At 31.6% G+C, this 25,492-nt stretch carries 27 protein-coding genes, 2 pseudogenes and 1 riboswitch; of the genes and pseudogenes, 16 read left to right on the forward strand and 13 right to left on the reverse strand.

The window, feature by feature from the left end:
• Window positions 1-226: 226 nt before the first annotated feature.
• Window positions 227-1,435, reverse strand: a complete 1,209-nt coding sequence (gene murD, locus AJ939_RS04145) for a UDP-N-acetylmuramoyl-L-alanine--D-glutamate ligase (protein ID WP_070233364.1) — start codon at window positions 1,433-1,435, stop codon at window positions 227-229.
• The gene (mraY, locus tag AJ939_RS04150; protein WP_070233365.1) at window positions 1,435-2,496 is read right to left on the reverse strand and encodes a phospho-N-acetylmuramoyl-pentapeptide-transferase; all 1,062 of its coding nucleotides are present in this window, start codon (window positions 2,494-2,496) and stop codon (window positions 1,435-1,437) included. Before mraY ends, murD begins: the two co-directional genes overlap by 1 nt.
• A 79-nt stretch (window positions 2,497-2,575) precedes the next feature.
• Between mraY and gpmI the strand changes: the two genes are divergently transcribed.
• From gpmI to sdhE, 7 genes and pseudogenes are all read left to right on the forward strand, one after another.
• Window positions 2,576-4,054 (forward strand): 2,3-bisphosphoglycerate-independent phosphoglycerate mutase, encoded by a 1,479-nt coding sequence (gpmI, locus tag AJ939_RS04155; RefSeq protein ID WP_070276151.1) that lies wholly within the window; start codon window positions 2,576-2,578, stop codon window positions 4,052-4,054.
• Window positions 4,038-4,137: pseudogene (locus AJ939_RS11300) on the forward strand (3-ketoacyl-ACP reductase). The gene gpmI and the pseudogene AJ939_RS11300 overlap by 17 nt, the downstream one beginning before the upstream one ends.
• A complete protein-coding gene (fabG, locus tag AJ939_RS04160; protein WP_002934631.1) occupies window positions 4,127-4,870 on the forward strand; it encodes a 3-oxoacyl-ACP reductase FabG in 744 nt (247 codons plus the stop codon). The pseudogene AJ939_RS11300 and the gene fabG overlap by 11 nt, the downstream one beginning before the upstream one ends.
• A 6-nt stretch (window positions 4,871-4,876) precedes the next feature.
• Window positions 4,877-5,287, forward strand: coding sequence for a pyridoxamine 5'-phosphate oxidase family protein (locus AJ939_RS04165; protein ID WP_074470178.1), 411 nt, complete (start codon window positions 4,877-4,879; stop codon window positions 5,285-5,287).
• Between the two features lie 338 nt (window positions 5,288-5,625).
• Window positions 5,626-7,461 carry an 8-methylmenaquinol:fumarate reductase flavoprotein subunit gene (sdhA, locus tag AJ939_RS04170; protein ID WP_070276152.1) on the forward strand — a complete coding sequence of 612 codons (1,836 nt, stop codon included), beginning with the start codon at window positions 5,626-5,628 and terminating at the stop codon, window positions 7,459-7,461.
• Entirely contained in the window at window positions 7,458-8,423 is a 966-nt protein-coding gene (gene sdhB / locus AJ939_RS04175; RefSeq protein WP_002854950.1) for an 8-methylmenaquinol:fumarate reductase iron-sulfur subunit, read from the forward strand. Before sdhA ends, sdhB begins: the two co-directional genes overlap by 4 nt.
• Before the next feature lie 3 nt (window positions 8,424-8,426).
• Window positions 8,427-9,284, forward strand: a complete 858-nt coding sequence (gene sdhE, locus AJ939_RS04180) for an 8-methylmenaquinol:fumarate reductase membrane anchor subunit (RefSeq protein ID WP_070276153.1) — start codon at window positions 8,427-8,429, stop codon at window positions 9,282-9,284.
• Between the two features lie 23 nt (window positions 9,285-9,307).
• Here sdhE and tenA read toward each other — a convergent pair whose 3' ends face one another.
• Window positions 9,308-9,976 (reverse strand): thiaminase II, encoded by a 669-nt coding sequence (gene tenA, locus AJ939_RS04185; protein ID WP_074470179.1) that lies wholly within the window; start codon window positions 9,974-9,976, stop codon window positions 9,308-9,310.
• 109 nt (window positions 9,977-10,085) lie between these two features.
• Between tenA and acpP the strand changes: the two genes are divergently transcribed.
• The 5 genes from acpP (at window position 10,086) to AJ939_RS04210 (ending at window position 15,383) form a co-directional block, all read left to right on the forward strand.
• Window positions 10,086-10,319, forward strand: a complete 234-nt coding sequence (gene acpP / locus AJ939_RS04190) for an acyl carrier protein (protein ID WP_070276156.1) — start codon at window positions 10,086-10,088, stop codon at window positions 10,317-10,319.
• A gap of 25 nt (window positions 10,320-10,344) precedes the next feature.
• Window positions 10,345-11,559: a beta-ketoacyl-ACP synthase II gene (locus AJ939_RS04195; protein WP_002882383.1), complete on the forward strand. Its 1,215-nt coding sequence runs from the start codon at window positions 10,345-10,347 to the stop codon at window positions 11,557-11,559.
• Window position 11,560: 1 nt separating this feature from the next.
• Window positions 11,561-12,499, forward strand: coding sequence for an acetyl-CoA carboxylase carboxyltransferase subunit alpha (locus AJ939_RS04200; RefSeq protein WP_070276158.1), 939 nt, complete (start codon window positions 11,561-11,563; stop codon window positions 12,497-12,499).
• Window positions 12,500-12,650: 151 nt separating this feature from the next.
• Window positions 12,651-14,705 (forward strand): TonB-dependent receptor domain-containing protein, encoded by a 2,055-nt coding sequence (locus AJ939_RS04205; RefSeq protein ID WP_070274016.1) that lies wholly within the window; start codon window positions 12,651-12,653, stop codon window positions 14,703-14,705.
• Window positions 14,706-14,786: 81 nt separating this feature from the next.
• Window positions 14,787-15,383 carry an NUDIX domain-containing protein gene (locus AJ939_RS04210; protein WP_044778825.1) on the forward strand — a complete coding sequence of 199 codons (597 nt, stop codon included), beginning with the start codon at window positions 14,787-14,789 and terminating at the stop codon, window positions 15,381-15,383.
• 31 nt (window positions 15,384-15,414) lie between these two features.
• On the opposite strand, the gene AJ939_RS11360 is transcribed toward AJ939_RS04210, so the two are convergent.
• From AJ939_RS11360 to rpmB, 4 genes and pseudogenes are all read right to left on the reverse strand, one after another.
• On the reverse strand, window positions 15,415-15,849 hold the full coding sequence (locus AJ939_RS11360) for a CZB domain-containing protein (RefSeq protein ID WP_370651196.1): 435 nt from the start codon (window positions 15,847-15,849) through the stop codon (window positions 15,415-15,417).
• Window positions 15,850-15,852: 3 nt separating this feature from the next.
• Window positions 15,853-16,101: pseudogene (locus tag AJ939_RS11365) on the reverse strand (methyl-accepting chemotaxis protein); the annotation flags it as partial.
• A 420-nt stretch (window positions 16,102-16,521) separates the two neighbouring features.
• Complete coding sequence (locus tag AJ939_RS04220; RefSeq protein ID WP_002855201.1) at window positions 16,522-16,737, reverse strand: YdcH family protein; 216 nt, start codon at window positions 16,735-16,737, stop codon at window positions 16,522-16,524.
• Window positions 16,738-16,921: 184 nt separating this feature from the next.
• Window positions 16,922-17,116, reverse strand: a complete 195-nt coding sequence (rpmB, locus tag AJ939_RS04225) for a 50S ribosomal protein L28 (RefSeq protein ID WP_002854974.1) — start codon at window positions 17,114-17,116, stop codon at window positions 16,922-16,924.
• 139 nt (window positions 17,117-17,255) lie between these two features.
• Between rpmB and rpe the strand changes: the two genes are divergently transcribed.
• From rpe to thiC, 3 genes are all read left to right on the forward strand, one after another.
• The gene (rpe, locus tag AJ939_RS04230) at window positions 17,256-17,903 is read left to right on the forward strand and encodes a ribulose-phosphate 3-epimerase (RefSeq protein WP_070276160.1); all 648 of its coding nucleotides are present in this window, start codon (window positions 17,256-17,258) and stop codon (window positions 17,901-17,903) included.
• The gene (locus AJ939_RS04235; protein WP_070233371.1) at window positions 17,900-18,661 is read left to right on the forward strand and encodes a 3'-5' exonuclease; all 762 of its coding nucleotides are present in this window, start codon (window positions 17,900-17,902) and stop codon (window positions 18,659-18,661) included. The genes rpe and AJ939_RS04235 overlap by 4 nt, the downstream gene beginning before the upstream one ends.
• A gap of 21 nt (window positions 18,662-18,682) precedes the next feature.
• A riboswitch (TPP riboswitch) is annotated at window positions 18,683-18,787 on the forward strand.
• Between the two features lie 56 nt (window positions 18,788-18,843).
• Window positions 18,844-20,136, forward strand: coding sequence for a phosphomethylpyrimidine synthase ThiC (gene thiC, locus AJ939_RS04240; RefSeq protein WP_070233372.1), 1,293 nt, complete (start codon window positions 18,844-18,846; stop codon window positions 20,134-20,136).
• On the opposite strand, the gene AJ939_RS04245 is transcribed toward thiC, so the two are convergent.
• Genes AJ939_RS04245 through AJ939_RS04270 form a run of 6 tightly spaced genes read right to left on the reverse strand, consistent with a single transcriptional unit; the run spans window position 20,128 to window position 24,274 of the window.
• Window positions 20,128-20,646, reverse strand: coding sequence for a hypothetical protein (locus AJ939_RS04245; protein ID WP_044779804.1), 519 nt, complete (start codon window positions 20,644-20,646; stop codon window positions 20,128-20,130). The two genes, thiC and AJ939_RS04245, sit on opposite strands and share 9 nt — an antisense overlap.
• A complete protein-coding gene (locus AJ939_RS04250) occupies window positions 20,636-21,163 on the reverse strand; it encodes a hypothetical protein (protein WP_070233373.1) in 528 nt (175 codons plus the stop codon). Before AJ939_RS04250 ends, AJ939_RS04245 begins: the two co-directional genes overlap by 11 nt.
• On the reverse strand, window positions 21,160-22,119 hold the full coding sequence (locus tag AJ939_RS04255) for a hypothetical protein (RefSeq protein WP_044778822.1): 960 nt from the start codon (window positions 22,117-22,119) through the stop codon (window positions 21,160-21,162). Before AJ939_RS04255 ends, AJ939_RS04250 begins: the two co-directional genes overlap by 4 nt.
• Window position 22,120: 1 nt before the next feature.
• Window positions 22,121-22,750, reverse strand: coding sequence for a lysophospholipid acyltransferase family protein (locus tag AJ939_RS04260; protein ID WP_044778821.1), 630 nt, complete (start codon window positions 22,748-22,750; stop codon window positions 22,121-22,123).
• On the reverse strand, window positions 22,734-24,035 hold the full coding sequence (gene miaB / locus AJ939_RS04265; protein ID WP_044778820.1) for a tRNA (N6-isopentenyl adenosine(37)-C2)-methylthiotransferase MiaB: 1,302 nt from the start codon (window positions 24,033-24,035) through the stop codon (window positions 22,734-22,736). The genes AJ939_RS04260 and miaB overlap by 17 nt, the downstream gene beginning before the upstream one ends.
• Window positions 24,032-24,274: an HP0268 family nuclease gene (locus tag AJ939_RS04270; protein ID WP_002851103.1), complete on the reverse strand. Its 243-nt coding sequence runs from the start codon at window positions 24,272-24,274 to the stop codon at window positions 24,032-24,034. The genes miaB and AJ939_RS04270 overlap by 4 nt, the downstream gene beginning before the upstream one ends.
• Window positions 24,275-24,401: 127 nt before the next feature.
• On the opposite strand from AJ939_RS04270, the gene nusA reads away from it, so the two are divergent.
• Window positions 24,402-25,490, forward strand: coding sequence for a transcription termination factor NusA (nusA, locus tag AJ939_RS04275; RefSeq protein ID WP_002859895.1), 1,089 nt, complete (start codon window positions 24,402-24,404; stop codon window positions 25,488-25,490).
• Window positions 25,491-25,492 lie beyond the last annotated feature (2 nt).

The raw sequence follows: 25,492 nt of genomic DNA on the forward strand, positions 1-25,492 counted from the left end.
TGATACTACGCCTTACTGGCAGGGGGAAAGTAGCTCATTGCGGACTTGTTAAATGTCTTCATTGCTTACTTTATATATAAATCCTATGTTTATTTTTATTGTTGTTTTAGATGGTGCTTAGAATCGTGTTTAAAAAAGAGTTTGTTGCTGGTTAAGGTTTTTAAGAGAATAGGGTGTTTTTAGGGGTTTGGAAAGTTAAGTATATTTGTATGGATTGTAAAATAAATTAAATTTTATTCACACATTCTTTAAAGACTTTTCCACGCTCTGCGTAAGAGTTGAACTGATCTAAACTTGCACAAGCGGGACTTAAAAGAGCCACTTCATTGTCTTTTAAGTGATTTGAAATTTCATTTACAGCTTTAGATAAAACTTCACATTTATAGGCTTTCAAATTCGCTTTTTTTGCATAATCAAGCATTTTTTCGGTACTAATACCTATAGCATAGAGTTCTATATCAAATCCTTTCATAAAATCAAATAAATTGCTAAGATCTACACCCTTATCATCTCCCCCTATGATGAGATGAATTTTTTTATCTTTATAGCGACTAAGTGCAGCCATTACCGCACTTTCATTTGTAGCTTTAGTGTCATTTACCCAAAGCCTATTTTGACTGTCTTTAAGCTCTTCGAGTTTATTTTTTTCCATTACAAAGCTATTTAAAAGCTCATAGCTTAAAGTATCAAGTAGAATTTTTTCTATAGCTAAAGCCATGATAGCATCGAGTAAAAAAGGACTTTTAAAGGAAATTTTTTCCGTATCAATGCCAAATTTAACAGCTAGATCTTTTTCATCTTCATAGCTTATTTTATGAGCTTTTGTTGGAGTATTTGCATAAATTTTAGGCAGTATTGCTACATCACATTCATTCATTCTTTTTAAAACGCTTAGCTTATCTTGAACATAATTATCAAAACTTCCATGCCAAGAAAGATGATCAGGACTTATAGGTAAAAGTGCATAAATTTCAGGTTTAGCTTTATGAGTGTAGTGTAGGGTGAAAGATGAAGTTTCAAGTATCCAAAGTTTTGCATAAGGATCAAGCTCTGCTAAAGGAGTTCCAACATTTCCACCCATAACAGCACCAATGTGTGATAATAAATGTGTAGCCATTTGAGTGGTAGTAGTTTTGCCATTGGTTCCGCTTATCCAAACGGATTTTGGCATGATATCATAAAAAAAGTCATATTCGCTTTGTAAATTTTTTGCTTTTTGAATGAGTTTGTGCTTTGGTGGAAAACCTGGACTAGGAATTTCAATATCGCTTAAATTATCATCAAAATCATTAGGATTTAAAAGTAAATTTCCTAGTGTATCTTTTTTTGTTTCTGTAAAATGATCATCATAGATATCAAAAGGCCCAAATTTATCTACCAAATTTTCAGCAATAGCACGTGTGGTTTTTCCGTATCCAAAAAGTGAAATTTTCATTATCTTAGCTTTATTGATGCAAGTGCAAGTAAATTTGAAAGTAGGGCTATCATCCAAAAACGCACTATAATTTTATTTTCTACCCAGCCAACTTTTTCAAAATGATGATGAATAGGTGCCATTTTAAAGACTCTTTTATTAAAAATTTTAAAACTTCCAACTTGTAAAATTACAGAAACAGTTTCAAGAACAAAAACAAAACCTATGAGTAAAAGTAAAATTTCATTTTTGCTAATGATAGCTAAAAATCCTATGAATCCACCTAAAGCTAAACTTCCGCTATCCCCCATAAAAACCTGCGCAGGATAACAGTTGTACCATAAAAATCCCATTAAAGCACCGATTAATGCAGCGCAAATAATCACCACTTCACCAAGTCCTTGAATTTTTGGCAAAAGTAAATATTCACTATAATTTAAATTTCCGCTCAAATATAAGAATATCCCTAAAGTAGATAAAGAAAAAATACTTGGAACTGTAGCTAAGCCATCAAGTCCATCGGTTAAATTTACAGCATTAGAGCTAGAAATTAAAACCAAAATCCAAAAAGCAATGGCAAAAATTTCCATATCAAAAAGAGGGTGTTTATAAAAAGGTATAAAAAGTTCCGTGCTAAGCTCTGAACTAAAATATAAAGGTAAGATGCAAATAAGTCCAGCGATGATTTGTGCTAAAAGCTTCATTCTTGGACTAAGTCCTGAATGATTATCTTTTTTTAGAACTTTGCCTAAATCATCTATGAGACCTATCAAACAAAAAAGTATCAAACAAAGTAAAGCACTTATAGCAAAAATATTATCAAATTTGATACAAAATAAACTTGCAATTACTGCAGAACTGATGAAAATAAGCCCACCCATGGTTGGAGTATGGCATTTGGTTTTATGAGTTTTTGGGGCGTATTCGTAAATAGGTTGACTAGCATTTTTAGCTTTTGCCCAAGTAATAAATTTAGGCATTAAAAATAAAGACAAACATAAAGCGATAAAAAATGCAAATCCTGCACGCACACTAATATAAGTAAAAAAAGCATAATGACTTAAATCTGAAAGATAATACAAAACCTAGCCTTCTTTTTGGTTTTTAAAAGTTTAATTTTAGTAAAATCTAACCAAAAAAATTCTTATAAAAGAGAGAAAAATGAAGCAAAAATGCGTTTTAATTATTACAGATGGAATAGGGTATAATAAGAATAGTAAGTTTAATGCTTTTGAAGCAGCTAAAAAACCAAGTTATGAAAAGCTTTTTAAGGAAGTCCCAAATTCTTTACTAAAAACGAGTGGTTTAGCTGTAGGTTTGCCAGAAGGGCAGATGGGAAATAGTGAAGTAGGGCATATGTGTATAGGAAGTGGGCGTGTTATTTATCAAAATTTAGTGCGTATTAATAAAACCATTGAAAACAAAGAACTTGAAAAAAATGAGAATTTACAAAAACTTTTAGCAAAATGTAAAAGAGTGCATATTATAGGGCTTTATAGCGATGGCGGGGTGCATTCTATGGATACGCATTTTAAAGCCATGCTTGAAATTTGTGCGAAAAATGGCAATGAAGTTTTTGCTCACGCAATCACTGATGGGCGTGATGTAAGTCCAAAAAGTGGCTTAAATTTCATAAAAGATTTAAAAGAATTTTGTGAAAATTTAGGCGTGCATTTTGCTACGCTTTGTGGGCGTTTTTATGCTATGGATAGAGATAAGCGTTGGGATAGGGTGAAAGAATATTATGAGTGCTTGTTAGGTAAGGCTTATAAAGTGCCAAATTTATTAGAATACCTACAAAAATCTTACGATGAAAATATTACTGATGAGTTTATTAAAGCAGCTCAAAATGAGAATTACAAGGGCATGAGAGAAGAAGATGGTATTATCTTTATCAACTTTAGAAATGATAGAATGAAACAACTTGTTGAAGTGTTAAATTCCAAGGATTTTAAAGAGTTTGAACGCGAAAAAATCTTTGAAAATTTACTTACTATGAGTGTTTATGATGATAAATTTAAACTCCCTGTGCTTTTTGAAAAAGAAAAAATTGAAAATACTTTAGCTCAAGTGATTTCTAAAGCAGGGCTTAGTCAGCTTCATACCGCAGAAACCGAAAAATATGCTCATGTAACTTTCTTTTTTAATGGCGGGAAAGAAGAGCTTTTGGAAAATGAAACAAGGGTTTTAATCCCAAGTCCTAAGGTAAAAACTTATGATGAAAAACCCCAAATGAGTGCTTTTGAAGTGTGTGATGTAGTGAAAAAAGGCATAGAAAAGGGTGAGGATTTTATAGTGGTAAATTTTGCAAATGGAGATATGGTTGGACATACAGGTAATTTTAATGCTGCTATAAAGGCTGTTGAAGCGGTGGATATTTGTTTGGGCGAGATTGTAGAATGTGCAAAAAAGCATGATTATGCTTTTATCATTACAAGTGATCATGGAAATTGCGAGGCTATGCAAGATGAAAAAGGAAATTTGCTCACCAATCATACCACTTTTGATGTTTTTGTTTTTGTGCAAGCAAAGGGAGTTTCAAAGATTAAAGATAATATGGGGCTTAGTAATATCGCTGCAAGCGTGCTTAAAATTTTAGACTTAGAAATTCCAAAAGAAATGAATGAGGCTTTATTTTAGTTTGTTTGCCTTTTTTTATAAGAAATTTGTTAAGATTGCAATTTTTAAAATTAAACTTATTAAGGATAGATAATGAAATTTAGTGGAAAAAATGTTTTAATTACTGGAGCAAGTAAGGGAATAGGTGCTTCTATCGCAAAAACTTTGGCGGGTTTTGGACTTAAAGTTTGGATTAATTATCGTTCAAAACCTGAACTTGCAGATGCTTTAAAAGATGAAATTATTGCAAGTGGTGGCGTTGCTGCTGTGATTAAATTTGATGCAAGCAAAGAAGATGAGTTTGAAAATGGTGTAAAAACCATAGTGGAGAGCGATGGAGAGTTAAGTTATCTTGTAAATAACGCAGGCGTTACAAATGATAAACTTGCTTTAAGAATGAAATTAGAGGACTTTAGTGGCGTTGTGGATACGAATTTAAGCTCAGCTTTTTTAGGTTGTAGAGAAGCTTTAAAAACCATGAGTAAAAAACGCTTTGGTGCTGTTGTGAATATCGCTTCTATTGTCGGAGAAATGGGTAATGCTGGACAAGTAAATTATTCTGCTAGTAAAGGTGGAATGATAGCTATGACTAAATCTTTTGCTAAAGAAGGAGCAAGTAGAAATTTGCGTTTTAACTGCGTAACTCCAGGTTTTATAAAAAGCGATATGACTGAAGTTTTAAGCGATGAAATCAAACAAGCTTATCAAGATAATATCCCTTTAAAACGCTTTGCAGAACCTGAAGAAGTGGCTAATTGTGTAGCGTTTTTACTTAGTGATTATGCCTCTTATGTGACAGGTGATGTGCTTAAGATTAATGGTGGTTTATATATGTAAGGAAAAATGATGGATTTAAAAGAAATAGCACAATTTTTAGATGATAATGCACCGGCATTTTTAGCCACTTTAGGAACTTGTGGAAATCCTAGAGTGCGTCCTATACAAAGTCCATTGCTTATGGGAGATAAAATTTATTTTTGCACAGCAAATACAAAAGGACTTTTTAAACATATAAAAAATTATAATGGTATTGAATTTTGTTCTTGTGCAAAAGATGGGACTTTCTTAAGACTTAGAGCTAATGCGGTTTTTGAACCAAATTTAGAAGTTAAAAAAATGATGTTTAAAAAATATCCTTATCTTGTAAATCTTTATGAAACTCCGCAAAATCCAAAATTTGAAGTTTTTTATCTTGATAATCTAAGTGCTAGAATGCAATTTATGAATGGAGAATTTAAGCTTTTTAAGGCTTAATGATTTGATAATTTTATTAACTATATATTAATTAAGATAAATATTATCTTAATTAATATTAACTTTTTGTTATTTTTTTAAGGTATAATCATTCCGTTTAATTTGCAAGGAATAGATTATGATATATTGCAAAAATTTTTTAATATTTATTTTATTATATTCATCTATCTTCTTTGATTACTTATCTTATGCTTTTTTATATTTACTAAATTATAAATTTGTTTTTAATCCATTTTATATTGAAAGGAGAGTTTGTTTTTGGATTTTTGGCATGCGGTTATGTAAGATTGACTTACATTAAAAAATTATTATTAATTTTTTTAAATAAGGAGAATGATATGGGTGAATTTTCTAGAAGAGATTTTATAAAAACAGCCTGTATTAGTGTAGGAGCTTTAGCTGCAAGTTCAAGTGGAGTTTATGCTTTAGATGATTCATCTAAGATGGATAAAGATACAAATTTACCTTCTTGCGATGTTTTGGTAATTGGATCAGGTGGAGCAGGTTTGCGTGCTGCAGCCGCAGTGAGAAAAGAAAATCCAAAATTAAGCGTTGTAGTAGCTACAAAGATGATGCCATCGCGTAACGCAACTTGTATGGCAGAGGGTGGAATTAATGGAGTTACTGATTTTTCTAATGGAGATTCTTATAAATTACATGCTTATGATACTATCAAAGGTGGAGCTTACTTGGTAGATCAAGATGCAGCTTTAAAATTTTGTGAATTAGCTGGAAAGGCTATTTTTAATATGGATTTTATAGGAACCTTGTTTTCAAGAAATGAGCAAGGTGGAGTAGCTCAGCGTTTAATGGGAGGAGCTTCTAAAAAACGCTGTAACTATTCTGCAGATAAAACAGGTCATATTTTAATGCATTCTTGTTTAGATGATGCTATTAGTAGCGGTGTGAAATTTTTAATGGATCATGAGCTTTTGGATATAGGTGTTGTGGATGGAAAATGTGAAGGTGTCGTTTTAAGAGATATACAAAGCGGTGGAATTTATCCTGTGTTATGTAAAGCTTTGGTAATTGCTACAGGGGGATACACAAGGATATTTTATAATAGAACTTCAACTCCTTTTATTGCCACAGGAGATGGTGTGGCAGCTGCTCTTAGAGCAGGACTTGGTTTTGAAGATCCTGAGATGATACAATTTCACCCAACAGGAGTTGCAAATGGTGGAACTCTTATTACAGAAGCGGCGCGCGGTGAAGGGGGATATCTTTTAAATAATCGTGGTGAGCGTTTTATGAAAAATTACCATGAAAAAATGGAGCTTGCACCGCGAGATGTGGTTGCGCGTGCTATAGAAACAGAAATTCGTGAAGGTAGAGGTTATGGTGAGGGACTTGGAGCTTATGTTTTGTGCGATGTACGCCACTTAGGAAAAGAAAAAATTTTAAAAGATTTACCAAAAATTCGTCACACTGCAATGCTTTTTGAAAATATTGATTTAGTAGATACTCCTGTACCTATCCGTCCAACGGCGCATTATTCTATGGGTGGAATTGAAGTGGCTAAATTTGAAGATATGAGTACTAAAATTGCTGGAATTTATGTAGGTGGAGAAGCTTCTTGTATTTCTATACATGGAGCTAATAGACTAGGGGGAAATTCTTTAGCCGATGCAGTTGTAACGGGGCATTTAGCAGGTATTGGTGCGACAAATTATGCCAAAGATGCAAGTTTTGGAAAAGGGGTAAAAACTCATGAACTTGCTCAAAAATGGCAGGCTAGATTTAAAGAAATTACAAATAATGGCGGAAATGGTCAAGAAATGTATGAATTGCGAGAAGAGCTAGGAAGTCAAAATTGGGATAATATGGGGATTTTTAGAACTCAAGAAAAACTCGATCTTCTAGCAAAAAATTTAGAAGATATACAAGCAAGATATGAAAAAATTCGTATTCCAAATCCTAATGAAGTGATGAATACTGCTTTTACAGATTATGTAGAGCTTGGCAATTTGATTTTACTTTCTCGCTGTGCTTGTTTAGCAGCTAGAAATAGACTTGAAAGTCGTGGGGCTCATACTAGAGAAGATTATCCAAAGCGAGATGATAAAAATTTCTTAAAACATAGCATTGTAAATTTAGAAAATGATGAATTAAAGCTTAGTTATAAAGATGTCGTGGTAACTGAGTTTTCACTTGATGGAAGGAGAGTACAATGAAAATCATCATAGATCGTTTTAATGGCAAGGAAAAATATGAACAAAGTTATGATATTGATGATAAGGATATACAGGGAAAAACTCTACTCTCTCTTTTGCTTTTTATTAAAAAAACAAAAGATATTACTCTAAATTTTACCGCATCTTGTCAATCTGCGATTTGTGGGGCTTGTGCAGTTCGTGTGAATGGGCATTCTTATCTTGCTTGTGATACTAAAATGCAAGATTTGTTAAAAGAATATGATAATCCTTCAAGTATACGCATTTCTCCGCTTGGAAATTTTAGAGTAATTTCTGATTTAATTGTGGATTGGGAGCCTTCTATAGAAAATTTAAGAAAAATTCGTCCTGCCATGGTGGCAAAAAATGAATTTTCAGCGGAAAAGGGCTGTAAACAAAGTCAAGAAGAATTTGATCGTATTAGCAAGCAATGGGATTGTATTTTATGTGGTAGCTGTGCTTCAGAGTGTAATAAATTAGAAGCAGATAGTAGCGATTATATGCAACCTTTTGTTTTTACTCATGCTTGGCGTGCAGCGGCAGACTCTCGAGGTAAGGATCCTATGTTGCATGTAAAACCTAGTGTAATGAATGGACTTTGGCTTTGTGTTCATTGTCAAGAGTGCGCTGATCGTTGTCCAAAGGGTATAAGTTCAGTAAGTGATATAGCAAATTTAAGAGTGATGGCGATTAAAAAAGGTTTAAATGAAGGCTTAGGGCCTGATCATGCTGAAGCTTTTTATAAAGATTTAGTTGAAGGTTCAGGACGTTTGAATGAAATTTATCTTGCTTTGCGTTCTGAGGGTGTTATAGGTTCTATGGGCAAAACAGATATAGCTTTTAAACTTATGCGCGCAGGAAAAATGAATCCTATGCATGTTTTTGGCGAGGATGAAATAGAAGGGCATAAAGATTTGGTTAAAATGATAAAGGCGGCACAAGAAGCTGCTGTTAAGGAGTAAAATATGCAAAAAGAATACGCTTTTTTTCCAGGTTGTGTTTTATCTCAAGCTGCAAAAGAATCTAAAATTTCACTTGAAGCTATTGCACCTATTTTGGGTTGGAAGTTGAATGAAATTAAGGGATGGAGTTGTTGTGGGGCTTCTCAAGCGCAGTGTGTTGATCCTATTGCGACTTTGGTAGCTAATGCAAGAAATATTGCTTTAGCAGAAGAGATGAAAATGCCAATGCTTACAACTTGTAGTACTTGTATGCTAACTTTAACTAAAGCAAAAAATACTCTTGATAAGGGTGCAAAAGAACGCATAAATACTTTTTTAGCACAAGGTGGAATGAAATATCAAGGTTCAACGCCTATTACAAGTCTTTTGTGGGAGCTTTATGAGGATTTGGATAATTTAAAAAGCAAGGTGAAAAAGCCGCTTTCAAATTTAAAAGTAGCTTTATTTTATGGTTGTCATAGTTTAAGACCTGAAGATGCTTTCGGTAAAAAAGAAAGTTCAACCAATCCAAAAAGTTTTGAAAGTGTAGTAGAAGTTTTAGGGGCTAAAATAGTTCCTTTTGAAAAACGCCTTGATTGTTGTGGTTTTCATGCTTCTTATCCTGCAGAAAAATCTGTGAAAAAAATGTCTAGTCAAATTGTCAATAATGCAAGTTCAAATCAAACCGATTGTGTTGTAACACCTTGTCCACTTTGTCAAATGCAGCTTGATATCTATCAAGAAAGATTTCAAGATTATACTAATTCTAAAGCAAGATTGCCTATTATTCATTTATCACAATTAGTAGGGCTTGCATTAGGACTTTCTAAAGAAATGGTTGGTTTAGATTATAATATTATTGATGCAAGTAAAATTGCATAAAAACATGGGTAAAAAGCCCATGTTTAAAGATTTAATTCCATTCTTAAAGAATGCTCCCAAAAAGCCACTTCCAAGCGTGTTACAGTATGAAAAATTTCGCTGAGTTTTTGGAATTTTTGCGCACTAACACTTGAAGTATAAGAATTAACAAAATCTTCAAATTCTTTAGCTTCATTTTGAAAATTTTCACTTCCATAGGTCAAAATCCATTCCTTGTAAGGATGATCTTTTAAATTTTCATTTTTTAAACGATTTATAATTTCAGCACCTATTTTTGCATAGCCTATAGCGCAAGCACTAAGAGCAACTAACATATCTAAAAAATCTCCATTTTCACCTACGCTTAACATATAACGCGAATAAGCTATATTGACTAAACTTTCATCTTTTATATCAAGTTCATCTGCATTAATGCCAAGAGATAAAATTGCACGATGAAGCTCCATTTCTCCTTCAACTATATAATTTTGAAATTTTATAGCAAAACGAAGTTCTTTTGCGGTATTTGAGTTAAGTGCTAATCTTGCATAACATTTTGCGTAATTAAGCAAATAAATATAATCTTGCTTGAGATAAAAAAGAAAATTTTCTTGCTTTAGGCTTTTATCTTCCAATTTTTTAACAAAATCATGATGTAGATAAGCATTCCAAATTTTTTGATTTTCTTTGATTAAATTAGAGAAAAGCATCATTTTTCCTTTATGTTTTAATATTTTATTTTCAAGTATAATGAAAAACTATAAATATTTTAAGCTTTTTATAGTAAAATACGCTTTATTTTAATTTTTTGAAGGAGAACAAATGGCAACATTTGATGATGTAAAAGCAGTAGTAGTAGAGCAATTAAGTATTGATGCAGATGCAGTTAAAATGGAATCAAAAATTATTGAAGATTTAGGTGCTGATTCTTTAGATGTTGTAGAGCTTATTATGGCTTTAGAAGAAAAATTTGAAGTAGAAATTCCAGATAGTGATGCTGAAAAATTAATTAAAATTGAAGATGTTGTAAATTATATTGCCAATCTAAAAAAATAATTTTTTTCTTGCAAGGAGCTTATTCTTGAAAAGAGTTGTAGTTACAGGTATTGGTATGATCAATGCCCTTGGTTTAGATAAAGAAAGTTCATTTAAAGCAATTTGCAATGGAGAAAGTGGAGTAAATAAAATTACTCTTTTTGATGCCACAGACTTTCCTGTTCAAATTGCAGCTGAAGTTAAAAATTTTGATCCATTAGAGGTTGTTGATGGCAAAGAAGTAAAAAAAATTGACCGTTTCATACAACTTGGAATTAAAGCAGCAAGAGAAGCAATGCAGGATGCTGGATTTAGTGAAGAATTAGACAAAGAAGAATTTGGCATTGTTTCGGCTGCTGGTATTGGAGGTTTGCCTAACATAGAAAAAAATTCCATTATTTGTTCCGAGCGAGGTCCGCGTAAAATTTCCCCTTTTTTCATACCTTCAGCACTTGTAAATATGTTAGGAGGTTTGATTTCTATAGAGCATGGACTTAAAGGGCCAAATATTTCTTGTGTTACAGCTTGTGCAGCAGGAACTCATGCTATAGGAGAAGCTTATAAAAGTATAGCTTTGGGAAATGCTAAAAAGATGTTAGTCATAGGTGCAGAAGCTGCGATTTGTCCTGTGGGTATAGGTGGTTTTGCTTCAATGAAAGCTTTATCAACTAGAAATGAAGATCCACAGCATGCTTCAAGACCATTTGACAAAGAAAGAGATGGTTTTGTCATGGGAGAAGGTGCTGGAGCTTTAGTTTTTGAGGAATATGAAGAGGCTAAAAAACGCGGTGCTACAATTTATGCTGAATTAATTGGATTTGGAGAAAGTGCAGATGCGCATCATATTACTTCACCAACTTTAGATGGGCCTTTAAGAGCTATGAAAAAAGCTTTAAATATGGCAGGGAATCCAAAGGTAGATTATATCAATGCACATGGAACTTCAACCCCTGTAAATGACAAAAATGAAACAGCAGCAATTAAAGAGCTTTTTGGCAATAATATCCCGCTTATAAGTTCCACCAAAGGACAAACAGGTCATTGCTTGGGTGCTGCAGGTGCAATTGAAGCAGTTGTTAGTGTTATGGCTTTAAGAGATGGGGTAGTTCCACCTACAATCAATCAGCTTGTAAAAGATGATGAATGTGATCTTGATTATGTTCCAAATATATCAAGAAAAGTAGATTTAAAAGTGGTGATGAGTAATTCTTTTGGTTTTGGTGGCACAAATGGCTGTGTTGTATTTAAAAAAGTAGATTAATATGGCTTCTTATTTAGATTTTGAAAAAAATATTCAGCAAATTGATGAGGACATTATCAATGCTCAGATTAAAGGAGATACTGAAGCTGTATCGATTTTAAAGAAAAATCTTGAAAAAGAAATTTCTAAAACTTATAAGAATTTAAGCGATTTTCAACGTTTACAATTAGCGCGTCATCCAGATCGCCCTTATGCTCTTGACTATATTGAACTTATTTTAAATGACGCTCACGAAATACATGGTGATCGTACCTTTAGAGATGATCCTGCTATTGTTTGTTTTATGGGTTATTTAGGAGAGAAAAAAATAATTGTAATTGGTGAGCAAAAAGGACGTGGAACAAAAGATAAAATCGCTAGAAATTTTGGGATGCCACATCCTGAAGGATATCGTAAAGCCTTAAGAGTAGCAAGACTTGCAGAGAAATTTCAAATTCCTATTTTATTTTTGATAGATACTCCAGGTGCTTATCCTGGAATAGGTGCTGAAGAAAGAGGGCAAAGTGAAGCTATCGCTAGAAATTTATATGAATTAAGTGATTTGAAAATACCGACCATTGCTATAGTTATCGGAGAAGGTGGTAGTGGCGGGGCGTTAGCTATAGGGGTTGCAGATAGACTTGCAATGATGAAAAATTCTGTTTTTTCAGTAATTTCTCCTGAAGGTTGTGCTGCAATACTTTGGAATGATCCTGCAAAAAGTGAAGCTGCAACCAAGGCTATGAAGGTAACGGCTGATGATTTAAAATCTCAAGGTTTAATTGATGATGTTATAGATGAGCCTACAAATGGTGCACATCGTAATAAAGAAGCTGCAGCAGTAGCTATTGCTGATTATGTAAAAAAATCTCTAAATGAACTTGAAAATATTGACGTACGAGAACTTTCTGCAAATCGTATGCAGAAAATTTTAAAGCTTGGAGCCTATCAAGAGGCTTAGGCTTTTACTTCGCTTTTTTAAATAATTTTATTATTTATAATTGTTATCAAAATTAAGTTAATTAAAAGTATTCTTTTTTTATACTTCAAAAATGATTTTAAATATCAAAATAATTATTTTTAAAGGAATTAATTTGACTCAAATTAAAAATATGAAATTTAAAAAAAGTTTACTGTGTTTTTTAATTTTATCTGGAGCTTTGTTAAAAGCAGAAGAAAAATATCAACTTAATGATGTTGTGGTTAGTGCTAGTGGTTTTGAACAAGATTTGGTTGATGCGCCTGCTAGTATTTCTATCATTACAAAAGAAGAGCTTGAAAAAAAGCCAATTAAGGATATAGGGGAGGCTATAGGAGATATTCCAGGTGTAGATGTGACTATGAATAAAACAGGCACTTATGATTTTAGCATACGAGGTTTTGGTAGTTCTTATACTCTAGTTTTAATTGATGGAAAACGTCAAAGTGTTGCAAATGGGTTTTATGATAATGGTTTTAGTGGCAGTGAGTCAGGATATCTACCACCTTTGTCTATGATAGAGCGTATTGAGGTTATACGTGGTCCAGCTTCTACACTTTATGGCAGTGATGCTGTAGGTGGTGTGATAAATATTATCACTAAGAAAAATCCTGATAAGACTGAGGCAAATATAGAATTTAACACTCTTTTACAACAGCACTCTAATCACTATGGCAATGCTGGGGGATTTAATGCTTATGTGGCAACTCCTTTGATTGAAGATACATTATCAATTTCTGCAAGGTTGAAGTATTATGATAAGGCAACTTCTGATTTAAAATGGCCTACACCGGTTTGGAATAGTAGTCAACAAAGACCTGATAATTATCAAATTGCTAGTCATAGTCCAGGTGCTTTTACTAGTTTAGGTTTTGGTTCTAGGCTTAATTGGACAGTAAATGATAAAAATAATATATATTTTGATATAGAACGATATATTAATGAAATTTCAGTGAATTCTACAAGTAGTAGGGCTATTAAAAGCGAAAGGCAACTGTTTAAAGATAATGTTGTTTTAAATCATGATGGTAATTATGATTTTGGTTCAACTAGCTCATATTTACAATATGGTAGCACTAAGGATAAGGAGTTACATAGTCAAATTTGGGTAGGAGAAGGTAAGGTTGTTTTACCTTGGAATTTAGGTCAATACGGTAATTTAGTAAATACCTTTGGTGCAAGGATTGATTATGAGATGTTAAAAAATGATCAAGCAAGCGCAGGTAGTCAAATAAGAGGTAAAAATCTTGATCAAACCACGGTTGCGCTTTATGGGGAAAATGAGTATTTTATAACCGATGATTTGATTTTTACTACAGGTTTGCGTTATATTTATAGCAATTTGTTTGATTCTGAATTTACCCCTAGGATTTATTTGGTTTATCACTTAAATGATAATATAGCCTTTAAAGGAGGTGTTTCAAAAGGCTATAAAACTCCTGCTGTTAAGGAGTTGACAAATGGATATTATAATTATGCCAATAATAATGCTTATTTTGGAAACCCTGACTTAAAACCAGAAGAAAGTATAAATTATGAATTGGGTGTTGATTTTAGGATATTTGATTTTGCACATTATTCTATTACAGGATTTATTACTGATTTTACAAATCAAATCAGTAGCGAAGATTTAACAGGTATGCAAAATGGTATTGATTGTGGCAATAGCACTGTTTGTACGCGTCCTATTAATCTTGGAAAAACACAGACTAAAGGTATAGAATTTGCATTTAATACCAAAACTTACAATGGCTTTAGCCTAAATTCAAGTTATACTTTTATGGATAATCGCTACAAAGATGGTCAAAAAAATTGGTTTGGTGGTGATAGAATAGAAAATTTACCAAGGCATATAGCAATGTTAAAATTAAACTATGAGCGAGGTAAATTTAGTTCCTATATTAAAACACGGGCAAGACTTGATACTATAGCTAAAGCAAAAGGTGGTGGTAATGGTAGTCTGCCATGGCAAAAATATAAGCCTTTTTATATAGTAGATTTAGGGATAAATTATAAAATTAATAAGCAATCTAGCTTAAGTTTTGCAGTGCAAAATCTTTTTGATAAAAATTTCTTCGATCCTCAAGTTACTAAATGGGATGGGGCTAATCCTGCTGGATATGCAAATCGTTATCAAGACTATACAGAAGGAAGGAGTTTTTGGTTGAGTTATAAATATGATTTTTAATTTTTTAAGCTTTAATCATCTTTATATTTTCAAAAAAGCAAAAATAAAGTACAATGTGAAAAATAAATAAAAGGTTTTATTATGGCGTTTAAAAATTTAAAAGAACTTTCTTTTGAAAAATCAAATTATATTAAGCCTAAGAGATTTGCTTATGAAAGTAATGGTAAGTTTTGTACTTGGGATTTTATAGAATCTAAAGATAGTGTTTCAGTGCTTTTGTATCATAAAGAATTAGAAAGTTTTATTTTTGTACGCCAATTTCGCATACCACTTTGGTATCATCAAATGCATGATAAAGATTATGTAAAAGATGATAATATGGGCTATACTATAGAGCTTTGTTCAGGACTTGTAGATAAAAAATTATCTTTAGAGGAAATAGCAAAAGAAGAATGTATAGAAGAACTAGGGTATGCTCCTAGAAATTTAGAAAAAATAGGAGATTTTTATACAGGGTTTGGTTCAGGTGTAAGCAAGCAAAGCTTTTATTTCGCAGAAGTTGATGAAAAAGATAAAATTTCTTCTGGAGGTGGAGTTGGTGATGAAGAGATTGAAGCTGTTTATGTTAAGGTGCAGGATTTTGAAAAAAAATGTAAAAATATGATAAGAACGCCTTTGCTTGATTTTGCTTATATGTGGTTTTTAAAGGAAAAGTGGGGAAAATTAAAGATTATTTAGGTTAAACCTTAAAAAGGTTCAACCTAGGATTTTAATGATCTGACTCATCAAGCATTTCTTTAAATACATTGAAAAGATCAAGCGATGCATTTTCAGCAACTTCACATTTATTAATTATGCTGTGTTGAGTAATATCTTTGCTAATATCTTCTGTATTTGCTATTGTTATAGCATTATTCATATTTTCATGAACTTTTTCATGTGGCTCGTTAATTTTTAAGAAGCTTTTATTTTGCCCAAATCTTTCTTTTCCTGTGCTAGCAAGCCATTTTCCTAAGCGACAAGATGTATGATCGGCTAATTGCTTTCCTGATTTGGAAAAAATTTCTTTATAACCATTTAATTTAAAAGCTATATGATCTAGTTTTGCTAAAGATACGAAAGCTTCTGAAGCGATACCAACTGCATTTGAATTGGTAGAATGCGCTTCATTTACTAAGTGAGTAAATTTTTCGGAAAAACTCATAATATGAGCATTAGAATCTATAGAAATTTTTTCAACTTGCTCACTTTGAGTATACATTTCATTTGCATTTTGCTTTAGAAGGTTGATATTCATTTCAACTTCTGTGGTTGCTTTTTGTGTTTTTTCAGCTAGTTTTCTTACTTCATCGGCAACAACAGCAAAACCACGCCCATGTTCACCTGCGCGTGCAGCTTCTATAGCAGCGTTAAGGGCTAAAAGATTAGTCTGATCAGAAACATCTTTAATTAGATTAATTACATTAGTAATTTCATCCACACTTCTATGTAATGTTCCTGCAACATCTCTTGTTTTATTGGCTGATTCTGTAATATCCCCTAAGGAAGCATTGATAGAATTAGCAATATGGTTAAGTTCATCCATTTCAGCAAGAGAAGTTTTAGAATAGCTAGAGATAACTTCTGCCTTATTTACATTTTCTAACATATCGCCTTGAACAATAGTAATATTTTTTAAAACCCCAGTTAATAAAACATTTAAAAGATCTGTTTTAAGTTTAGACTCTAAAGCCGCTTGTTCTAATGATGTAATTTTATTTTTTAATTCTAAATTTTCCGATTGAAATTTTTCAATTTTATGTGCAAGATTTTTATTTTCTTCTTCAAGTTTTTGAAGATCAGAATGGTTTATTTTACTTCCAAACATTGTTTTGCCTTATTTTTTATAATTTGCTAGATATTGGCTAAGTTCATCTTTTACATGAAGCTTTTCTTTTTTTAAGGTTGAAATTTCCATGCTGCTAAGAGAAGTTCTACCTTCTTCTGCATCTTTAATCATGTCATCAAGTTCATTATGACGATCAAATAGTTTATCAAAATGAGCATCTTTACCTTTTAGCTCTGACATTAATTCTCTATATTCATGTAGCATAAACTCTCCTTGTATTAGTGAAATTTAAAATTCATTTAATAAGGTATTTTACACTATTAAAAGATATTTTTGGCTTAAAAAATAATAAACTTAATAATAATTTTTAAATGTGTGTTATATAAGTGATTTATTAAATTTTATTTTTAAATTTGAAATATTAAAATTGAGGAATAAATCCTCAAAATTATTTAGAATTTTGTTTTTTTAGAGTTCTCAGAGTAGAAGCTGCAATTCTCATTTTTCTCGTGGTGCCATCTTCTAAAGTTACACGAACTGTTCTGAGATTAGGTAAAAAGCGTCTTTTTGTTTTATTGTTAGCATGGCTGACATTATTACCCACCATTGGACCCTTGCCTGTGATTTGACATACTCTTGCCATTTTCTTGTCCTTATGAAAATTTTTAAATGGAGATTTTATCAAAATTAAGCTTAAAATATTCCATAATTTATAGTTTTTTTAATATATAAGTCGATAAAATATTATTTATCACATTTATATATAGTTTAAGGTTTTGATCATGTATGTAGCTCCAAGTTTATTGTCTGCAAATTTTTTGAAATTAGAAGAAGAAGTTAAAGCTATTGAAGCTGCAGGTGCGGATCTTTTGCATATTGATGTAATGGATGGACACTTTGTTCCAAATTTGACTTTCGGACCTTGCGTGATTGAAAAAATTTCAACTATTAGTAAGTTGCCATTAGATGTGCATTTGATGGTTAAAGATGTAAGTAAATTTATAGATCTTTTTATCCCTTTGAAACCAAAATTTATTTCTTTTCATATGGAAAGCGAAGTTCATCCTATAAGACTTTGTGAATATATAAGAAGTCAAGGAATCCATCCTGCTATTGTTTTAAATCCACACACTTCTATTGATTCTATTAAACACATGCTAGAATTTGTAGATATGGTACTTTTAATGAGTGTTAATCCTGGGTTTGGTGGGCAAAAATTTTTACCTTTAGTATATGAAAAAATCAAAGAATTGCGCCAAATGATTGATAAAAAAAATGCTAAAGTTTTTATAGAGGTTGATGGTGGTGTTAATGGTTTAAATGCTAGCGATTTAGAAGAGTCCGGAGCTGATATTTTGGTGGCTGGAAGTTATATTTTTTCTTCTAATGATTATAAAACTGCAATTTCATCTTTAAAGCTTGAATTTTGAGTTTACAGCAAATTGATCAGATTATTTCTATATTAAATAAGCAAAGCAAGCCTTATGATTGGGTGATGCAAGAGTTTGCCAAAGTTGAAGAATTAAAAAATTTTAATTTAGATTTAGAAACTTTTGAGCTTTTGGGTTTGGGCTTAACTTTGAATAAAGATAATATTTTTACCCTTAAAACACGCACAACAAAAATTAAAGATGAAATTTTTTGTATAGTAGATATAGAAAGTACTGGTGGGGTAAGTAAGGGAGAAATTTTAGAAATTGGAGCGGTTAAAATTCAAAACTCTAAAGAAATTGGACGCTTTCAAAGTTTTATTAAAGTAAAAGAAATTCCAGAAAATATAACCGAACTTACGGGTATTATTTATGAGATGGTGGAAAATGCTCCAAGTTTAGCAAAGGTTTTAAGTGATTTTAGGCTTTTTTTAAAAGACAGTATTTTTGTAGCGCATAATGTGCGTTTTGATTATAGTTTTATTTCTAAGGCTTTAAATGAGTGTGGTTTTGGCATTTTGCTTAATCGTCGTATTTGCACTATAGAATTTGCACAATGTTGTATAGAAAGTCCAAAATATAAACTAGAGGTTTTGAAAGAATTTCTTGGCGTGGAAAATACGCATCATAGGGCCTTAGATGATGCTTTGGCAGCTACTGAAATTTTTAAATATTGCCTTGGAAAACTTCCTTATCATATAAAAACTACAGAAGAACTTATAAATTTTACAAAAACTGCACGCATAAAGCAAAAATAAATATTTAAAGTGTATAATTAAAACATAAATGACGGGAGCTTGTGTAACAGGCTGAGAGTAAGCTAAAAGCTTAGACCGAACCGGATCTGGATAATGCCAGCGTCGGGAAGATTTATAAATTTCAATACTTTAAAAATTTATACTCACCCTTCATTTATCCAAATTTTTTAAAGGATAAATTTATGAAAACTCAAATGAATTATGCCAAAGAAGGTGTTTTTACTAAAGAAATGCAGATTGTTGCACAAAAAGAAAATTTAAGTAAAGATTTTTTGCTTGAAAATATTGCTTGCGGTAAAATTATTATCCCTGCAAATATTAATCATAATAGTCTTGATCCAAATGGTATAGGTTTTGGATTGCGTACTAAGGTTAATGTAAATTTAGGAGTTTCAAATGATTGTGTTGATTATAGCGAGGAAATGAAAAAAGTAGAGCTTGCTCATAAATTTGACATAGAAGCGATTATGGACTTAAGCAATTATGGCAAAACAAGTCGTTTTAGAGATGAGCTTGTTAATGTTTCAAAAGCTATGATAGGAACAGTTCCTGTATATGATGCAGTAGGATTTTTAGAAAAAGATTTAAAACAAATTAATGCCAAAGACTTTTTAGATGTTGTATATCATCATGCTAAAAGTGGGGTTGATTTTATGACAATTCATGCAGGTATTAATTCTCGCGCAGCGCATATTTTTAAACAAAGTAAAAGACTTACAAATATAGTTTCAAGAGGAGGCTCTGTGCTTTATGCTTGGATGATGATGAAAGATGCTGAAAATCCTTTTTTTGAGTATTATGATGATTTGCTTGACATTTGTTTAAAATACGATGTAACTTTATCTTTGGGCGATGCTTTGCGTCCTGGCTCTACTCACGATGCAAGTGATGGGGCGCAAATTTCAGAACTTATAGAATTATCATTCCTTACTCAAAGGGCTTGGGATGTTGGGGTTCAAGTAATGATAGAAGGTCCAGGGCATATGGCTATTAATGAAATAGAGGCAAATATGCAATTAGAAAAGCGTTTATGCAAAGGAGCGCCTTTTTATGTCTTAGGACCTTTGGTAACAGATATTGGCGCAGGGTATGATCATATTAGTGGTGCTATTGGAGGAGCTGTGGCTGCAGCTAGCGGTGCTGATATGCTGTGTTATGTAACACCTGCTGAACACTTAAGACTTCCAAATTTAGAAGATGTTAGAGAGGGTATAGTTGCGACTAAAATTGCAGCTCATGCGGGAGATATAGCTAAACTTCCAAAAGAAAGAGCAAGAGATGATGAGATGAGTAAGGCTAGGCAAGAGATAGATTGGGAGAAAATGTTTAAACTTGCTATTGATGGAGAAAAGGCCAAAAAAATGTTTAATGAGCGTCGTCCTGATGATTTAAACTCATGTTCCATGTGTGGAAAAATGTGTGCAATGAATACTATGAATCAAATTTTAAAAGGCGAAGATGTGAGTTTAGCTTGAATAAACTTTGAGAGTAAGATCTATAGAGATACCTTGCTCTCCTGCTTTAAGATTAAGTGGATAATCAAGCTTGATTAAGTTATTATAGTTTTTTAGAGCATCAATAAAATCATAAAGCCTTCTAGGATTGTTCATTGTCGCTTTAATGGCTAAGCGGTTTTTTAGATATTTTTCTTGTTTTTCGGGCTTAGTTTCTTGAATTTTTACATTTTGAAAATATTTTTGTAAAAAAGTATCAAAATTTCCTATATTAAAATTTTGCTCAAATTGCTCTAAACTTTTGTTGTTTTCGCTTCTTAGAGTTGATATTTTATCTTCACTAAAGTCAAATTTTGATTTAGCGGCTTTTAAGATAGCAAGTTGTGAGTTTTCTCTAAGATTTGCTTGTTTGTAATTTTTTAATGTCGGTAAAAGTAAAAATAAGATCAAGGCTGTGCAAACGCTTATAAAACTTAACGCGCAAATGATAAGCTTTAATAAATCAATTTCTTCTAGGCTTTTATCTTTCATCTGCAACTCCTGGAATTTGTTTACTAATACTAACAAAACGATACCACCCATTATCTAAGCGATAATAGGTTGTATAGCTTTGATCAAAGATGCTTTTTAAAGGGGTTTCTAAAAGTAGAGTAAACATTTCTCTTGTAGGAGTGACTCCGATAAGTTTTAAGGAATATTCGTCTTGTTCAACACTTTCAAGAGTAATATTATCAGTTTTTACAATAATATCAAATAGATTTCTTAAGCTTTCTTTAATAATTTGATTTTGAGTGTTAAAATTTTTCGCTATTTGGCTTTGATCAAATAAAATTTCATAAAGCATTTCATTTTGCTTAGTTTGATTTTGAAGCACTATAACTTGTTGTTTTTCATCATCGATAGAGCTATTGATTAATGCAATTTTTATTGTATATGTAAAATATACTAGCAAGATAAATAATATACTAAAACCAAAAAGTCCTAGCCAAATTTTATCAAAGAGTGTGAAAATAGGTTTTTTTCTTGGCTGTATGAAGCTATAACTCATTTAAGCTCCTTTCGCATCAATTCTATCATAAGATCTAAGGTGTTGATTTGTTTTGTTTTTATCTCTAAAAAAGTTTCACTTTCTAAAAAATCAATAGCACTTATGTTAATATCTGATTCGCTATATAATAAAATACCATTGATAAATACCCCAGCATATTTATCATCATTATAAAATTTTTCAATGCTCGTAATAATATAACGGCAAAGTTCCATATCATTGCTAAATTGATTTAATTCATCAAGATTAAAATTATCATTATTATCTAAAGTTTCAAGATTATTTTCTTGATCAAGTAGGTCAAATTTATTATTTAAGGCTTCATTGAAGTTATCTAAGGTAACTTCAGTATCATCGTTGTTGTTTTCAATTTCTTGATTATCTTCTGATGGAAGTTCAAGCTCTAAACCTAATTCTTGCTCAAATATTTTAAAATCACCGTATAAGATAGTATTGCCTTTAGCAACAATAATTGCCAAAAGATGTCCTTGCTTAAATCCATAAAGTAAGATTTGATCATCAGGCTGTTTTTCTTTTTGTATATTGTAGTAAAGAAGAGCAAAAGGGGAATATAAAAAATCTAAACCTCTATATTCTTCAAAAAGCTCGCTATAATATTCCACATGTTCGGTAGCTGTATAAACAAGGGCATTATTAAACAAAATATGCTGTAAGCTGATTTTTCCTATATTAAAGTGCTCACAATCTTGAATATTTGTACTAGGTATTAATCCTTGTTCTTTGGCGTCTAAAAATAAAGCAGTGTGGTAAAATAAGAAATGTTTGCTTAAATTTTTTATGTATTCTAATAAATTTTCACTTTTATCAAAAGTTTTTTCATTGCTACTGATTAGTTTACTTCCTCTATAAATAGAAGCTTTCACAATATTTTTTTTATCTTCTAAAATAATACTAATAAAAAGTTGTGGAAATATTTTTTTAAGTAAAAACAACATTTCATTCCTTAAATTGATCAGCTAAGCTAATTTTATCAAATTGTTCCATTAGAAATTCTTTAGCTTTTTCTTTATCTAAAGATAAAATATCCAAAGGTTCACTTAGACTATAAGTAATCTTACTAAAAGGTTTTGGCAAGATCATCTTATCCCAACTTTTAAATTCCCAAAAACGATTTGCTTCATAGTTTAAAATTCTTATCTTTAGTCCTTTTTTTTGAGCTAAAATGATGGAACCATCTGAAATACTATGATAAGGCCCTCGTGGACCATCGGGCGTGATAACTATATCGTCATTTTGTTCTAAAACTTTAAATGCAGCTCTAAGTGCACCGCTAGCACCCCTTGAAGTGCTTCCTCTTACGGTATCAAGACCGAAAAGCTTGATGATTTTTGCAATTTGTTCTCCATCTTTATGGTGAGAGATCATGACATAGGCTTTTTTATTTTTTTGTCTATAATGTCTAAACGCAAAAGGCATGAGTGCTAATTTTCCATGCCAAAAAAGTATCACACCAGCTTTACGGTCAACTTTTTCACCTTTATAGTGCTTTTTACAGCTTAAAAAAATAAGCCATTGCAAGATGAAAATTATATATGTTAAGCAATGGATTTTAAACGATTTCCCCATATAAAACCATACGCTTTGCATTAGTGATTTTTACTTCTTTAAATTGCCCTAAAAGTTCTTCGCTACCTTCAACTTGAACTAAAAAATTATTATCTGTTCTTCCAGCAATGCTATTGCCTGCTCTTAATTCTTCAAATAAAACTTTAAAAGTTTTATTTTCTTGTTTTTTTACAATTTCATCTAAAATTTCACTATGACGATTTTGTAAGGTGCTAAGTCTTCTTGAAGCTGTTTCTTCATCGATTTGATTAGGCATGGTTGCGGCTTTTGTTAAAGGGCGTTTGGAGTATTTAAAAGAAAAAATTTGTTCAAAACGCACTTTTTCCAAAACATCCATAGTTTCTTCAAAATCTTTTTCACTTTCCCCTGGAAAAGCTACAATAATGTCTGTAGAAATGCTAACATTTGGACAAAGTTCTCTAAGTTTTAAAGCTCTATTTAAATACCATTCTTTAGTATAGCCACGCTTCATAGCTTTTAAAATTTCACTTGAGCCGCTTTGTAAAGGCATGTGCATGGATTTGCAAACTTTTGGATTATTGGCAAAAACTTCTAAAAATTTATCATCCATATGCAAAGGATGTGGACTTGTAAAGCGAATGCGTTCCAAACCTTCTATAGTGCTAAGTTCTTCTAAAAGATCTGAAAAGTCCATTTTTTTATGTTCGTTTCTAAATCTTTTGCCGTAGTTATTGACATTTTGTCCTAGCAAGAAAATCTCTTTAGTGCCTTTTTCAACGGCTTTTTGAGCTTCTTTGTAGATGATGTTAAAAGGTATGGAAATTTCATCTCCTCTAGTATGTGGCACTATACAATAAGTGCAGTGTTTATCACAACCTATGGAGATATTAATATAGGATTTATAAATACTATTTCTAAAATCTGCAAAAGCAAATTCACTTTCATCATAGTCTATGTCCACCCCCATAAATTTTGGAGTTTTTATAGCTTGAGTGATTTTGGAAATATTTCTTGCCCCTAGAACAAAATCCACATAAGGAGCACGTTTGAAAATTTCATTTCCCAAATGTGATGCAGTGCATCCACAAACTCCTATTTTAGCACCTTCTTTTTTAACTTTTTCAAAGCCACCCACTTCTGAGAAAAGTTTATGCACAGGTTTTTCACGCACTGAACAAGTATTAATAAGAATAAGATCTGCTTCTTTGATATCTTCTGTTAGTGCGTAATTTTCTTTTTGTGTTAATTCTGCGATCATATGCTCAGAATCTCTGACATTCATCGCACAACCTAAAGTTTGGATAAAAAGTTTTTTAGCACTCAAAGAATATGTACCTCATACATAAAATCATTATCATCAAGTCCGTATTTTACGGTTCTATGATAAATGCTTACTCCTTTTTTTTCAAAATGATTTACAAGGGCAATGAGTTGTTTGTGTGTATTATCTTTATCAAAATAAAAAAACTTTTGTCCTTCTTTTTCTATAGCCTCTTCGATTTTTTCTAGGCTAATATTTTTAGGTTTTTCATTAATCAAAGTTCTTGCCAATTTTAATTCCATAGCTAAATCCTTAAGAATTTTCATTTTAATCTGTAATTTTAGCAAATTTTACTTTTAATTAAACTTATTAAGGATATAATTTTTACCTACATTATTTAAATTTCCCACAAAAAAGGTTTTATAAAATATGGAAAAGATAGCAGATATTATCGAATCTATTGCTAATGAAAAAAATTTAAACTTAGAGAATGTAAGAGAAAAGGTAGCTACCGCTTTAATCAATACTGCAAAAAGAATTTATGGACAAGAATATGAGTTTTTTGTGGATCCTAAAAATTTAAATCTTTATCAAAAAATTACCATAGTAGCAGATAATGACGAGAGATTACAAAATAAAAGTGAGAGTTTTATCGCGTTAAGTAAGGCAAAATCAGAAGCTCCAGATGTTGAAATAGGAGATGAATTAACCTATGAATGTTCTTTGGAAAATTTAGGAAGAACTGCGGTAAATACCTTGCATAAAGAACTTGAATATCATATACAAAAATTATTAGAACAAACTATTTTTGAAAAATATAAAAACAAAGTAGGGCAAATGGTTTTTGGTACAGTTGTTAGAGTGGATAATGAAGAAAATACTTTTATTGAAATAGATGAATTAAGAGCTTTTTTACCAAGAAAAAATCGCATTAAAGGGGAAAAGTTTAAAATAGGTGATGTGGTAAAAGCTGTGATACGCCGTGTTTATACAGATAAGGGTATTAAAATCGAGCTTAGTCGTACAAGTCCTAAATTTTTAGAATGTTTACTTGAAGCTGAGGTTCCAGAAATCAAAGATGGTTATGTCAATATTATAGGATGTGCTAGAATTCCAGGTGAAAGAGCAAAAATCATTCTTCAGGCCAATGGAGCAAATATCGATCCTGTAGGTGCTACAGTAGGTGTTAAAGGTGTAAGAATTAATGCAGTAAGCAAAGAGCTTCATAATGAAAATATTGATTGTATAGAATTTACAAATGAGAGTGAAATTTTAATTTCTCGTGCCTTGGCTCCTGCTATTGTAAATTCTGTGAAAATTGAAGATAAAAAAGCTATTGTAAGTTTAAATAGCGAACAAAAAAGTAAAGCTATAGGAAAAAATGGTATTAATATTCGCCTTGCTTCTATGTTAAGTGGTTATGAAATAGAGCTCAATGAATTAAGCTCATCGCAGCTAAATAATGCCATCAGCAATGAAGAAGCAATGAAAAATCTTCAAGATTTATTTAAAATTTAAAA

It is taken from the genome of Campylobacter sp. BCW_6889, from assembly GCF_001762535.1.
In the GTDB taxonomy this organism is placed as follows: domain Bacteria; phylum Campylobacterota; class Campylobacteria; order Campylobacterales; family Campylobacteraceae; genus Campylobacter_D; species Campylobacter_D jejuni.

What these genes read in the sequence shown, in the direction of transcription:
- AJ939_RS04270 (WP_002851103.1), bottom strand. Translation starts at nt 24,274, where the DNA reads ATGGAATTAAAATTGGCAAGAACTTTGATTAATGAAAAACCTAAAAAT.
- AJ939_RS04260 (WP_044778821.1), bottom strand. Translation starts at nt 22,750, where the DNA reads ATGGGGAAATCGTTTAAAATCCATTGCTTAACATATATAATTTTCATC.
- AJ939_RS04255 (WP_044778822.1), bottom strand. Translation starts at nt 22,119, where the DNA reads ATGTTGTTTTTACTTAAAAAAATATTTCCACAACTTTTTATTAGTATT.
- sdhA (WP_070276152.1), top strand. Translation starts at nt 5,626, where the DNA reads ATGGGTGAATTTTCTAGAAGAGATTTTATAAAAACAGCCTGTATTAGT.
- rpe (WP_070276160.1), top strand. Translation starts at nt 17,256, where the DNA reads ATGTATGTAGCTCCAAGTTTATTGTCTGCAAATTTTTTGAAATTAGAA.
- sdhB (WP_002854950.1), top strand. Translation starts at nt 7,458, where the DNA reads ATGAAAATCATCATAGATCGTTTTAATGGCAAGGAAAAATATGAACAA.
- murD (WP_070233364.1), bottom strand. Translation starts at nt 1,435, where the DNA reads ATGAAAATTTCACTTTTTGGATACGGAAAAACCACACGTGCTATTGCT.
- fabG (WP_002934631.1), top strand. Translation starts at nt 4,127, where the DNA reads ATGAAATTTAGTGGAAAAAATGTTTTAATTACTGGAGCAAGTAAGGGA.
- tenA (WP_074470179.1), bottom strand. Translation starts at nt 9,976, where the DNA reads ATGATGCTTTTCTCTAATTTAATCAAAGAAAATCAAAAAATTTGGAAT.
- AJ939_RS04205 (WP_070274016.1), top strand. Translation starts at nt 12,651, where the DNA reads ATGAAATTTAAAAAAAGTTTACTGTGTTTTTTAATTTTATCTGGAGCT.
- AJ939_RS04220 (WP_002855201.1), bottom strand. Translation starts at nt 16,737, where the DNA reads ATGCTACATGAATATAGAGAATTAATGTCAGAGCTAAAAGGTAAAGAT.
- acpP (WP_070276156.1), top strand. Translation starts at nt 10,086, where the DNA reads ATGGCAACATTTGATGATGTAAAAGCAGTAGTAGTAGAGCAATTAAGT.
- AJ939_RS04245 (WP_044779804.1), bottom strand. Translation starts at nt 20,646, where the DNA reads ATGAAAGATAAAAGCCTAGAAGAAATTGATTTATTAAAGCTTATCATT.
- nusA (WP_002859895.1), top strand. Translation starts at nt 24,402, where the DNA reads ATGGAAAAGATAGCAGATATTATCGAATCTATTGCTAATGAAAAAAAT.
- AJ939_RS04250 (WP_070233373.1), bottom strand. Translation starts at nt 21,163, where the DNA reads ATGAGTTATAGCTTCATACAGCCAAGAAAAAAACCTATTTTCACACTC.
- gpmI (WP_070276151.1), top strand. Translation starts at nt 2,576, where the DNA reads ATGAAGCAAAAATGCGTTTTAATTATTACAGATGGAATAGGGTATAAT.
- thiC (WP_070233372.1), top strand. Translation starts at nt 18,844, where the DNA reads ATGAAAACTCAAATGAATTATGCCAAAGAAGGTGTTTTTACTAAAGAA.
- rpmB (WP_002854974.1), bottom strand. Translation starts at nt 17,116, where the DNA reads ATGGCAAGAGTATGTCAAATCACAGGCAAGGGTCCAATGGTGGGTAAT.
- AJ939_RS11360 (WP_370651196.1), bottom strand. Translation starts at nt 15,849, where the DNA reads ATGAGTTTTTCCGAAAAATTTACTCACTTAGTAAATGAAGCGCATTCT.
- AJ939_RS04200 (WP_070276158.1), top strand. Translation starts at nt 11,561, where the DNA reads ATGGCTTCTTATTTAGATTTTGAAAAAAATATTCAGCAAATTGATGAG.
- AJ939_RS04165 (WP_074470178.1), top strand. Translation starts at nt 4,877, where the DNA reads ATGATGGATTTAAAAGAAATAGCACAATTTTTAGATGATAATGCACCG.
- AJ939_RS04210 (WP_044778825.1), top strand. Translation starts at nt 14,787, where the DNA reads ATGGCGTTTAAAAATTTAAAAGAACTTTCTTTTGAAAAATCAAATTAT.
- sdhE (WP_070276153.1), top strand. Translation starts at nt 8,427, where the DNA reads ATGCAAAAAGAATACGCTTTTTTTCCAGGTTGTGTTTTATCTCAAGCT.